This window comes from Orenia marismortui DSM 5156, from assembly GCF_000379025.1.
Lineage (GTDB): Bacteria > Bacillota > Halanaerobiia > Halobacteroidales > Halobacteroidaceae > Orenia > Orenia marismortui.
In genome coordinates this window covers 684,608-696,967 of sequence record NZ_KB900617.1, presented here as the reverse complement: position 1 = coordinate 696,967, position 12,360 = coordinate 684,608, and the positions used below count along the sequence as shown (strand labels likewise).

Sequence of the window (12,360 nt, the reverse complement as noted above, 5' to 3'; positions counted from 1 at the left end):
ATTGTATATTGTAATTGCAGGTGCAGGTGTAGTTGGGAGAAATTTGGCAAAACGTTTAGTAGAAAATCATGATGTAGTTGTAATTGATATAGATAGAGAAGTCTGCGAAAGGGTTTATTCTCAATATGGAGCGGTCGCTATCTGTGGGAGTGCAACTAATATTAATGTATTAAAAGATGCTGGGATAGAGAAGGCTGATGTTGCTATTGGAGTAATGAGAAATGATGCAGATAACTTAGCTTTTGCTCTATTATCTAAGAATTATAATATAGATCAGATTATGGTTAGAATGAGGGACCCTGAATATAAAAGTGCTTATAAATTAGCTGGTGCTACTACAATAGCTGGAGTAATAGATCTGTTAGTGGAAGAATTTGTTCTTGATATTGAACAGCCAGAGATTAGGAAGGTATATTCTTTAAGTGAAGGGAAAGCAGAAATATCAGTTTTAACTGTTCCAAAAGATTCTTGGTGTGATGGTAAAAGTATTTCTGAGATTGTCAAGGTAGATAGCTTTCCTGATAATATTTTGATTTCTGGAGTTTTTGATCAACAGGAGGATAGGTTAATCATTCCTCATGGAGATACAAAGGTTAAAGAGTTAAATCAACTATTTTTAGTAGGAAGATCAGAGAATATAACTCAGGCTGCTAAAGTATTAATTAAATAATTTTCATTAAATTGTTTTGAATTTAAAAAATATATTATTTTAATTTATATATTTGATTATTAAAGATAAAGATGCAGATTTAACATAGATTTAATCTTTATAGTGAATAAATTATATCCATCTACCATAATATTAAGATAGCTTCTTTTAAATTTTATCTCTATTAACAAGGAGGGCAAAGATGAAGGTAGATATATATTATTACTCAAGAACTGGTAATTGTAAAGAGGTAGCAGAAAGGTTGTCAAAAAGGGTTGATTCTAACTTATACCGGATTGTAGGAAAAAATAAAAATTTCAAAGGTGTATTAGGATGGATTAAAGGTGGATATTATGCTTTGTTTAATAAAGAAGTTGAAGTTAATTATTATCAAGGTTCTAGTGATATTATCTGTTTAATTACTCCAGTGTGGGCAGGTAAAATCCCACCAGCTATTAGAAAGTTTATTAATAGTTTTAATTTTAATGGTAAACAGATATACTTATTGGCAACAATGAATGGTAGTGAAGGAAATATCTTTGCAAGCATAGAAGAAGTGCTTGAAAAATCTAATACAGAGATTATAGGAAAGACTGCTATTAAGGCAAAGCAGGTTAAAAGTTGTGATAATGTTTTAGAGCAATTCTGTAATCAAATGTAGAAATAGTTTTTAAAGATAGGTTAGTTAGTAACTAAAATATACAAATAATAAATCACAAGCATAAATTTATGCTTGTGATTTATTATTTTAAAGGATAGAAAAATCTTATTTAGAATTATATAAGTAGATTAATTTTTAAAGAAACTATAAATTCTAAGCGATTGTTTTTCATTTATAGAAGATAGGTAATTTAAGATGTGCTTGTTTGCTAAAATTATCAATTATTTTTAAGTAGGATATTTCAAGCTTAATATAGAAACTTATAAGTATATATTAAAAAATTCTGGTAGGGGGTATTTGATGAAGAAAAAATTGATATTATCTGCTTGTATATTATTGTTTATATTAGTATTAGGTTGTAAAGATACTAATGTTAATCCTGCTTTGAATAAAGGAAATAATAGCGCTATTTCTGAGAATATTAATCTTCTTAAGGAGTTTAATAATTTCAAGTCTAAACTTAAGCAAAGTAGTAGTATTGAAAGTAAGGAAGAAGAGATAGATAAGATGATTGCAAAGATTGGAAGAGGAAATTTTCCCTTGATTCAAAATAATAATGTTATCATTATATATAGATTAGAAGAAGGAGAAAATATCACTTTTATAAGTGATTTGAGCAATTGGAAAGAGCAGAAGATGAATAGACTAGCAGATACATCATTATATTATTTATTACTTCAAGTACCTAAAAAAGCACGCTTTGAGTACAAATTTATTGTGGATGGCAAATTTATAAATGATCCTTTGAATAATAATAAAGTAAAAAGTAAGGTATTTGAATTTAATAGCCAGGTTATAATGCCAGAGTATAAATCTAGGAAGTATTGGATCGAAGATACTAGATTTGCTAAGGGAAAAATTATTAATAAAAAAATAGATGAAATTAACTTATCTATTTATTTGCCTCCTAAATATAGTCAAGACAGTAGAAATTCTGTACTTTATTTTATAGGAGGGAATCAATATTTGGAATATGCTAAAATTAATAATACTTTGGACAAGCTAAATGATCAAAACAGTTTAAACACTATTGGTGTATTTATTGACTCTAAGGAGTTAGCTAGTTTATCAAAAGAAGGTATTGATCTTGAGTATTTCTTATCTCATCAAATAATTCCTTATATCGATAATAACTATAATACTATAGCTGATGCTAAAGGTAGAACTTTAGTTGCTTTCAATGAATATGCTAATCTAGCTGCCTCTATTGTGTTAAAAAAACCTAATCTAATATCTAATTTAATTCTTCAATCTCCTGTATTATCTGATGAGATACTATTGTTATTAGAAAATAATAACTCTAAGGATATTAAGAACTCTAAGGATATTAAGGTATATTTAGATTGGGGAGAATTTAATAAAAAACAGGGAATTAATAATAATCTTGAATTTCTAAGAAGGCTAGAAGAAAAGGGCTATGAATATAAAGCACAAATCAATCTTGAAGCCAATAATTGGTCTAGTTGGAGAGAAAATATTATAGATGGCTTAGAATATATTCTATTAGATAAGGGAAATTTTAATAATCTTAAGAAGATGATTATCAAAGAAGAGTTTGATGGTCAGTATTCAAATTTATTTACAGAAATAAATAATGAAAACTTAAGAATAAAAAAATTATCAGGAGAATATGAGCTTAATTTTAGGGAAACAACTTTTCTTAAATTAAGTTATTATAAGTTTAGAGAATTTGATTTGCAATTAGATTTAAAATTAATTAACTCTAAGCCTATTGCTTTATTTTTAACAGGAAGAGAAAATTATACTGTAGTAATTAATCCTGCTAAGAAAGATTTAAGTATCTTTGAAAATGAAGAGCAAAAAATTTATCAGAATAAGATTAATAATATTTCTCAAATCGATAGCCTTAGATTATTTGCTAAGGGTAATAAGTTGAATCTTTTTATTAATGAACAAGAGATAGGTAAGATTGATTTTGCTACAGATAATAGTAAATATATATCTTTAATGGGAGTTAAGGATTCAAAAATAAAAATTGGTGGGATTTATATAGAAGAAATTTTAAATTGATGCTCCACAGGGGCAAGCCCATGTGGTTTTACGCACGAATCTATAACGATCAAATAAAACAGCTGTCTAATTCCAGCTGTTTTATTTGATTTCTAATAATTTAGTTGGGATATTGGCAGTATAAATATATTCAGCTTGGAACTGACCTAGGTACTCAGTGAAGGGTATAGCAACAGCTATTTTTTTGATTTTATGCCAAAATTCATCTGGAACTTGGTAGTTTTGATCAATATTCAATATAGTGTCAGCAATAAAGTGGGGAAAGGCATATAATTTTTTTAGATTTAATTTATTTATATCCACTTCTATATGAGCTTCTTCTTTTATTTCTTGGCCCCAAAAATAAATTCCTAAGGGTCTTTGAACCTTTCTATCTATAAAGCTGGTTGTGTTTCTAGGGTTTTTAGCATTTTTTAATCCTTCTTTTTTTATAGTTTTTATAGCTTCTTCTATTAGTTTAGGATTATTTTCTCTAATAAAGTGATAGAGGCGGTTAGGAATAAATTCAGGTTTGGGAACTTGATAATATAAGCTTTCACATTCTAATAACTTGGCTTCTTGTTCTAATTTTGAAAGAGGTTTTTTCATTGTTTTTAACATCTTTACTGCCCCCTTTAATTAAAATTTTACCCCAAAGTGAGTGAAAATATTTGAGTTGGGATGTAGTTTTAGGTTGATATTAAGTGATTTCATCTTAATTAATAGAGATTACGATACTTTAGTAACTAGTAACTAGTGACCAGTAAATAACTTAATTTGTCACCTGTTACTCGTCACTTGTTACTATCCTTTATACCCATTTAAACTTATTAATCTTATATTATAACGAAATATTTACTTTATTTCCTTGAGACTAGTTGAATCTTGTTATAAGATAGTATTTAGATTAATCGTTTATAACTGTATATTAATTATTTAGGATAGATTAGGAGTGGACTTTGATGGAGAAGAAAGAAAAAGTAATTGGGATTATGGGGGGAACTTTTGACCCAATACATAATGGACATTTATTAACAGCTGAATGTGCAGCTTATCAGTATGATTTAGATGAAGTTATTTTTGTTCCTTCTGCTAATCCCCCTCATAAGGTAGAAAAAAACATTACTGATGCAGAAGATAGATATGTAATGGCCTTATTGGCTACTATGAGCAATCCTAAATTTAGGGTTTCTAGAATGGAGATGGAGCGAAAAGGACTTTCTTATACAATAGATACAGTTAGAGAGTTTAAAAAACTTTATTCAACTGCTAAGATATATTTTATTACAGGGTCTGATGCCATTTTAGAGATATTTACTTGGAAAGAACCAGAAGAATTATTGAAACAGGCAGAATTTATTGCTGCAACTAGACCAGGTTATTGTTTATCACAGCTTGGTCAGAAGCTTTATGATGATTATCGGGATGCAATTCATCCCTTAGAGATTCCTGGTTTAGCAATATCATCAACAGATATTAGACAGAGAATTATAGAGGGGCGCCCTATTAAATATCAATTGCCAGAAACTGTAGAGATGTATATAAAAAAACATAACTTATATAGATGATATATATCATCTATATAAGTTATCTGCTAAAGAAGATTGAAAAATTTAATATTTATGTTATTATAATAGAGAAGTCCTTAAATTTAAAAAATATATTTAGAAAGTTAGTTAATATATAGTCCGATTTTTGGTAATTGGATAGTTGTTCAAATCCCCTATTTAAAATGCAATTATTTGTTATCAGATGTACATACTATATAAAAAAAGAGACTGACTCAATGAAAGGGAAGTGTAATTTAATATGGAAAAGAAAAGATTCGAAGAATTAAATTTATCTCCAGAGGTAAATAAAGCGATTGAGGATATGGGTTTTGAAGAAGCTACTCCAATACAGACACAGTCAATACCTTATATTTTAGAAGGTAGAGATGTAATAGGACAAGCACAGACTGGAACAGGTAAGACAGCAGCATTTGGAATTCCAACTATAGAAAAGATTGATGAGAATAATAGAAATACGCAAGCATTAATTTTATGCCCTACAAGAGAACTAGCTATACAGGTATCGGAAGAGTTAAAAAGAATTTCAAAATATAAAAATAACATTAAAACTTTACCTGTCTATGGTGGGCAGTCTATAAATCGTCAAATTAAAGCTCTAAAAAAAGGTGTACAGATTGTAATTGGTACACCAGGTAGAGTAATGGATCACATGAGAAGAAATACTTTAAAGCTAAATAATTTAAAGATGATGATTTTAGATGAAGCAGATGAAATGTTAAATATGGGATTCAGGGATGATATAGAAACAATCTTAGATGGAATAAAAGGTGAAAGGCAGACAATCTTCTTTTCAGCTACTATGCCAAAACCTATTTTAAAGTTAAGAAAGAAGTATCAAAAAAATCCTCAACTTATTAAAGTTGTTCACAGAAAATTGACAGTACCAAACATTGAACAAGGTTATTTTGAGGTGAAAAGAAGAAATAAATTAGAAACCTTATCAAGATTAATTGATATTTATAATCCTAAATTATCTATAGTATTTTGTAATACTAGAAGACAGGTTGATGAACTTGTAATGCAATTGCAGGCAAGAGGATATTTTGTAGATGGATTACATGGTGGAATGAATCAACCTCAGAGAGATAGAGTTATGAATAAGTTCAAGACAGCTACAATAGAAGTATTAGTGGCAACTGATGTAGCTGCAAGAGGTATTGATATTGATGATGTAGAGGCAGTATTTAATTATGATGTTCCTCAAGATGAGGAGTATTATGTACACAGAATCGGAAGAACGGGACGTGCTGGGAGAACAGGTCGAGCATTTACCTTTGTATCAGGTAAAGAAATTTATAAGTTAAGAGGAATACAGAAGTATACTAAGACAAAGATAAAAAGAAAAAAGGTTCCTTCAGCTAAAGATGTAGAAGAGATTAAGATGTCATTAATTTTAGAAGATATATCTGAAATCTTACAAGCAGGTAATTTATCAAGAGAAATTAGTGCGATTGAAAAATTAGTTGAAGAAGATCATACATCAATTGATGTAGCTGCAGCTTTATTAAAAGTAATGATGGAAGAAGAAAAGAAAGAAGAAGCAGTAGATAACGGAGAAGATTTTGGGAATACTGGAGCAGAACCTGGAATGGTTAGATTATTTGTAAATGTAGGAAGAAAACAGAAGGTATCTCCAGGAGATGTTGTAGGTGCTATTGCTGGTGAGACAAGTATTTCTGGTGATTTAATCGGTTTAATTGATGTTTATGATAGATATACTTTTGTAGAGGTTCCTAGAGAATATGCTAAAGAAGTATTAATGATTATGAAGAATAATACTATTAAAGGAAAAAGTATAAATATAGAGCCTGCTAATCCAAGATAAAGATTAATAAAAAGTTGCCTTTAAAGGCAACTTTTTATCATAGTAAAATAATATTTAATGTTTATAAAGTTAGTTAGGGGGTCTTATAATGTTGAATGAAGAAGAAGCAATTGAAAAGTTATCAACAATGATTGATGAAGATAGACTAAAACATACTTTTGGAGTAAGAGATACTGCAGTTGATCTAGCTCAAAAGTATGGTGCAGATATAGATAAAGCTAAATGGGCAGCTTTATTACATGATTGTGCTAAAAAATTATCCAATAATCTCCTATTGCAAAGAGCAGATGAGTTTGGTATAGTGATAGATGATATTTGTCAAAGAGTTCCTGCTTTATTACATGCTCCTGTTGGTGCAGAGCTTGCTAAACGAGAGTTTGGAATTGATGATGAAGATATTTTAAATGGAATTAGATTTCATACCTTAGGTAATAAGAATATGACAAAGTTAGATAAGGTTATATTTTTAGCTGATTATATAGAGCCGAATAGAAGATGTAAAGCAATTGATGAATTGAGAGATAGAGTAAAGGGTAAAACATTGGATGAAGCCGTAAGATTAGCTTGTGAGAATACAATTAAATATAATCTAGAGCAAGGGAGAATTATTCATCCCCAGAGTATTGAAACTAGAAATGCTTTAATTTGGGAATAAACAAGAAAAATATTAAATAATTAATGCTTAGATTTTAATACCTGGTGATCTTAGAAAGGAAGTGAGATTATGTCCCTGAAAGCTAGAATAGTAAAATTTGTTCTGTTGTTTTTAGTCATTGTTATAATGGTTGTAGGGGCAGGTCTATTAACTTTTAATTTTATGGTCAAAAAGTCAACAGGTATAGATATAGACCAATCTCAAGATCAAGAAGATCCATCATCTATGCCAAAAGAAGAGATTGATAATAGGCTTAATATCTTGTTATTGGGTTCAGATTCGAAATATGAAGAGCATAATCGTGCTGATACAATAATGGTAGCTAGTATAGATTTAAAAAGTAAGAAGGTAGGAGTTATTTCCATTCCCCGAGATACAAGAGTAAAGCTAGTTGATAGAAATAGTTATAATAAGATAAATGCAGCTTACTCTTATGGAGGGATAGATTTAACTAAAAGGACTTTAGAAGAATTGTTAGATATAGATATTGATTACCACTTTGAATTAGATTATAAAGGTTTTATTGATATAGTAAATACTTTGGGTGGAGTAGAGGTAAATATAGCTAAGGATTTACATTATGTAGATCAAGCAGATAATCTTTATATTGATTTGAAAGCAGGACCAAATAAATTATCTGGAGCAGAGGCTTTGGATTATGTTCGTTTTAGACATGATGCCTTAGGAGATATCGGGAGAATTCAGCGGCAACAGAAGTTTTTAAAAGCTGCTCTTGATCAAATTTTAAATTTTAAGACAATACTAAAGGTTCCCGAATTGGTTAATGATTTTAATAGAAATGTAAAGACTGATTTAGAAGCAACTAAACTTCTAAAATTGGCCTCTATGTTAGCTGATTTTAGTATGGATCAAGTTGAAATGGAAATGCTACCTGGAGAACCTAAATATATTGATGGGATTAGTTATTGGCTACCTTTAAAAGAAGAGACTAGGGTATTAGTTAACTCTTTAATAAGAGATAAATCATATCTTAATCATAAAGGTTTAGAATTAGTTCTTTTAAATGGAAGTGGAGAAAGTGGAGTAGCTAGGGAATTTGCTGAGTTATTGAAAAAGCAAGGTTACTCAATAAAAGAGATTGGCAATGCTGATAACTTTAATTATAGAAATTCTATAATTATTACTCCTCAAGAACACTTATCTAATTTAGAAGATTTAGCTGAATATTTAAAGGCAGAAACTGTTATAGATGAAAGTACTGAAATTAAAGTAATTATTGGTAAAGAGGTAGATCATATTAGACAGAAACAAGGATTTATTAGTTAAGTCTAGAAATTGATAATAGGAAATAATATTTTTAATAGGAGGTTTTGTAGTGATAGAGATTAACACAGAAGAATTAGCTAAAAAAATTGCAAAAGCTGCTGATGATAAAAAAGCAGAGGATATTACTGTATTAGATATGAGAGGAATATCTATTTTAGCAGATTATTTTATAATTTGTAGTGGTACAGCTGATACACAGGTTAGAGCAATTATTAATTCAATTGAACACACCCTAGAAGAAGATAATATTCGGGTTAAAAATAAAGAAGGTATCGATGAAGGTCGATGGGCAGTATTAGATTATGCTGATGTAATTGTCCATGTATTCCATCAAAATGAGAGAGAACATTATCAATTAGAGAAATTATGGGGCGATGCTAAGAAGTTAGATTGGCAGGAATAATTTATAGAGACATGTGATCACATGTCTCTATAAAAAATATTAAGCTGATGATTTTGATTTCCCTTGACAAAGGAAAAACTGTAACTTATAATAATTTGTAGTTGAATATTAGCATGGTGTAGAAGAGGAGTAGTAAGTGTAAACTGAACTCGCCTTGGAGCTATATAGATGAAGTAGTAGTAGTCTATACGATTAACAAGCGTTAAATTGTTGAAGAGTGGATATATTATGGGGATATAGCTCAGCTGGGAGAGCGCTTGTCTGGCAGACAAGAGGTCACCGGTTCGAACCCGGTTATCTCCACCAAAATCTTTGATTGAAATACTGGAAGGATGATTTTGGTATTTGCCCATTGAGGGCGGCGTACCAATCATCTAATCTAAAGTTTAGAGTAGGTTTTGGTTATGAGGCCATTAAGGCCATGGCAGCAACAAGTGTTGTGCAGTTAAAGCATTAGTTAGTAGCTAATAGCTGAAGACTAGTAGCCAATGGTATATATCAATTAGGGTGGTACCGCGAGAAACTCTCGTCCCTGCTAAAGAGATTATCTTTATTAGGGGTGAGGGTTTTTCTATATTAATACATAGTTAGTTTACAAGGGGATACTAAAAACAATCTATAATTATTGTTCAAAATTTTATACTATATTTTAGAATTAATTAAAAATAAGATGAGGTGATTTGATGAAAGGAAGATATGATTTTAAGAATGTAGAGCCAAAATGGCAAAAAAACTGGGAAGATAGTCAGCTATATAAGAGTGAAGTAAAAGAAGATCAATCTAAGTATTATGTATTAGAGATGTTTCCTTACCCATCAGGAAATTTACATATGGGTCATGTGAGGAATTATTCATTAGGAGATGTATTTGCTCGTTATAAGAGAATGGAAGGTTTTAATGTTTTACATCCAATGGGGTGGGATGCTTTTGGACTTCCAGCGGAGAATGCAGCGATTAAGCGTAATATTCACCCTAATAGTTGGACTCAAGATAATATTGATAATATGAGAAAACAATTTAAGATGATGGGTTTAAGTTATGATTGGGACCGTGAAGTAGCTACTTGTAATCCTGATTATTATAAATGGACTCAATGGTTATTCTTACAATTGTACAAAGAAGGATTAGCATATAAACAGAAAGCAAATGTAAATTGGTGTCCAAGCTGCCAAACAGTACTTGCTAATGAGCAGGTGATAGATGGAGAATGTGAACGATGTGACAGTAAAGTTATAGATAAGGATTTAGAACAATGGTTCTTTAAGATTACAGATTATACTGAAGAGTTATTATCTGATCATAAACTATTGGAAAATTGGCCAGAACGAGTTAAGACAATGCAAAAGAATTGGATTGGTCGTAGTGAAGGTGCTCAGATTAAGTTTGAGATTGAAGGTAGTAATGAAGAGATAGAAGTATTTACAACTCGTCCTGATACAATTTATGGGGCAACATATATGGTTTTAGCTCCTGAACATCCATTAGTAGAGAAGTTAGTTAGTGGAAGTAATAAAGAGCAAGAGGTAATGGATTTTATAGCTAAGATGCAAGAACAGGATGAAGAAGAAAGAACGGGTTCTGATGCTCCAAAGCTAGGTATGGATACTGGAATTAAAGCAATCAATCCTTTAACTAATGAAGAAATCCCAGTTATGATTGCTAACTATGTATTGATGGGGTATGGAACAGGAGCTATTATGGCAGTACCTGCTCATGACCAACGTGACTTTGAATTTGCTAAAAAATATGACTTGCCAATTAGAGTTGTTGTTCAAGGTGAAAGAGAAGAGTTGATTGGAGAAGAATTAACTGAAGCCTATACAGAGAAAGGTAAGATCGTTAATTCTGACATCTTAAACGGATTAACTTTCTCAGAAGCTTTTGATAAAATTATTGATCATTTAGAAAGTAATAACATTGGTAATAAAGAGGTAAATTATCGTTTGAGAGATTGGTTGATTTCTCGCCAAAGATACTGGGGAACTCCAATTCCAATGATCTATTGTGATGATTGTGGAGTTGTAGCAGTGCCAGAAGAGGATTTGCCAGTAGAGTTACCTACTAATGTAGAATTTACTGGGCAAGGTCAATCACCTTTAGCTAATGTAGAGGGCTTTGTAAATACTACTTGTCCAAAGTGTGGAAAAGATGCCAAGCGTGAAGTAGATACTATGGATACTTTTGTTGATTCATCTTGGTATTATTTAAGATATACTAGTGCAGATTTAGCTGATAAGATTCTTGATAAAGATAGAGCTAATTATTGGATGAATGTTGATCAATATATTGGTGGAATTGAGCATGCAATCCTACATTTACTTTATGCAAGATTCTTTATGAAATTCATTAGTGATCAAGGTTTAGTAGATTATAAAGAACCTTTTGATAAGTTATTAACTCAAGGAATGGTATTATTAGATGGAGCTAAGATGTCTAAGTCTAAGGGTAATATTGTTGATCCTATGGAGATTCTAGATAATTATGGTGCTGATGTAGCTCGTCTATTTATTCTATTTGCTGCTCCTCCAGAAAGAGACTTAGATTGGAGTGATGAAGGAGTAGAAGGTGCTGAAAGATTCTTGAATCGTGTTTGGAGATTAGTATCTGAACATATTAATGGACTTAAGGAAGCTAATTCTGATTTTGAACTAAATACTAAGCTAGAACAGGAGTTACACAGACAATTACACATTGCAATTAAGAGTGTAACGGTAGATATTTCTAAAAGAGAACAATTTAATACTGCAATTAGTTCAATTATGGAATTAGTTAATGCAACTTATAAATATCTAAGCAAAGTGGATGAAAATATTAATTATCCATTATATAAAAAGGTAGTTGAAAGCATTATTTTACTATTAGCTCCTTTTGCTCCACATATGACTGAGGAGTTATGGTCTAACTTAGGATATGAAGAGAGTATTCACCTTCAAAGTTGGCCAAGCTATGATGAAGAGGCAACTAAAAAAGATGAGATCACAATTGTTGTTCAAATCAATGGTAAGGTAAGAGATAAGGTAGAGGTTTCTGCTGATATTGATAAAGAATCATTAAAAGCAGTTGTTAAAGAGCAAGAGAAGGTACAAGAGTATCTTGAAGGAAAAGAGATAATCAAAGAAATTGTTGTTCCTAAGCGATTAGTTAATATTGTTGTTAAATAAATTGGATTTAAAAAGGTTTGCATCTAATTAGATGCAAACCTTTTTTGTTTTTGGATTGAAAAATTAAATAACTATTTTTAACATAAAGAGTATAAAAGAATGTTAAAAGTTAAAAATAAGCAAGGGGGGGATGATAGG

At 30.4% G+C, this 12,360-nt stretch carries 10 protein-coding genes and 1 tRNA gene; 10 read left to right on the top strand and 1 reads right to left on the bottom strand.

What is annotated here, in order from left to right; translation table 11 throughout:
* Window position 1: 1 nt before the first annotated feature.
* The 3 genes from OREMA_RS0103125 (at window position 2) to OREMA_RS0103115 (ending at window position 3,341) form a co-directional block, all read left to right on the top strand.
* Window positions 2–670 (top strand): potassium channel family protein, encoded by a 669-nt coding sequence (locus OREMA_RS0103125; RefSeq protein ID WP_018247827.1) that lies wholly within the window; start codon window positions 2–4, stop codon window positions 668–670.
* A gap of 181 nt (window positions 671–851) precedes the next feature.
* Window positions 852–1,310 carry a flavodoxin family protein gene (locus tag OREMA_RS0103120; protein WP_018247826.1) on the top strand — a complete coding sequence of 153 codons (459 nt, stop codon included), beginning with the start codon at window positions 852–854 and terminating at the stop codon, window positions 1,308–1,310.
* 300 nt (window positions 1,311–1,610) lie between these two features.
* Window positions 1,611–3,341: an alpha/beta hydrolase-fold protein gene (locus OREMA_RS0103115; RefSeq protein WP_018247825.1), complete on the top strand. Its 1,731-nt coding sequence runs from the start codon at window positions 1,611–1,613 to the stop codon at window positions 3,339–3,341.
* A gap of 81 nt (window positions 3,342–3,422) precedes the next feature.
* Here the strand turns inward: OREMA_RS0103115 and OREMA_RS0103110 are convergent, their stop codons facing one another.
* Window positions 3,423–3,941 carry a hypothetical protein gene (locus OREMA_RS0103110; RefSeq protein WP_018247824.1) on the bottom strand — a complete coding sequence of 173 codons (519 nt, stop codon included), beginning with the start codon at window positions 3,939–3,941 and terminating at the stop codon, window positions 3,423–3,425.
* A 341-nt stretch (window positions 3,942–4,282) separates the two neighbouring features.
* Between OREMA_RS0103110 and nadD the strand changes: the two genes are divergently transcribed.
* The 7 genes from nadD to leuS all read left to right on the top strand — a co-directional run bounded on the left by nadD (window position 4,283) and on the right by leuS (window position 12,222).
* Entirely contained in the window at window positions 4,283–4,888 is a 606-nt protein-coding gene (nadD, locus tag OREMA_RS0103105) for a nicotinate-nucleotide adenylyltransferase (protein WP_018247823.1), read from the top strand.
* Window positions 4,889–5,129: 241 nt separating this feature from the next.
* Entirely contained in the window at window positions 5,130–6,716 is a 1,587-nt protein-coding gene (locus tag OREMA_RS0103100) for a DEAD/DEAH box helicase (protein ID WP_018247822.1), read from the top strand.
* An 88-nt stretch (window positions 6,717–6,804) separates the two neighbouring features.
* Window positions 6,805–7,371, top strand: coding sequence for a bis(5'-nucleosyl)-tetraphosphatase (symmetrical) YqeK (gene yqeK, locus OREMA_RS0103095; protein WP_018247821.1), 567 nt, complete (start codon window positions 6,805–6,807; stop codon window positions 7,369–7,371).
* 69 nt (window positions 7,372–7,440) lie between these two features.
* Window positions 7,441–8,658, top strand: coding sequence for an LCP family protein (locus OREMA_RS0103090; RefSeq protein ID WP_018247820.1), 1,218 nt, complete (start codon window positions 7,441–7,443; stop codon window positions 8,656–8,658).
* Between the two features lie 49 nt (window positions 8,659–8,707).
* Window positions 8,708–9,061: a ribosome silencing factor gene (gene rsfS, locus OREMA_RS0103085; RefSeq protein ID WP_018247819.1), complete on the top strand. Its 354-nt coding sequence runs from the start codon at window positions 8,708–8,710 to the stop codon at window positions 9,059–9,061.
* A 230-nt stretch (window positions 9,062–9,291) separates the two neighbouring features.
* Window positions 9,292–9,367, top strand: a tRNA-Ala gene (locus tag OREMA_RS0103080).
* 377 nt (window positions 9,368–9,744) lie between these two features.
* A complete protein-coding gene (gene leuS / locus OREMA_RS0103075) occupies window positions 9,745–12,222 on the top strand; it encodes a leucine--tRNA ligase (RefSeq protein WP_018247817.1) in 2,478 nt (825 codons plus the stop codon).
* The last annotated feature ends 138 nt before the right edge of the window (window positions 12,223–12,360 follow it).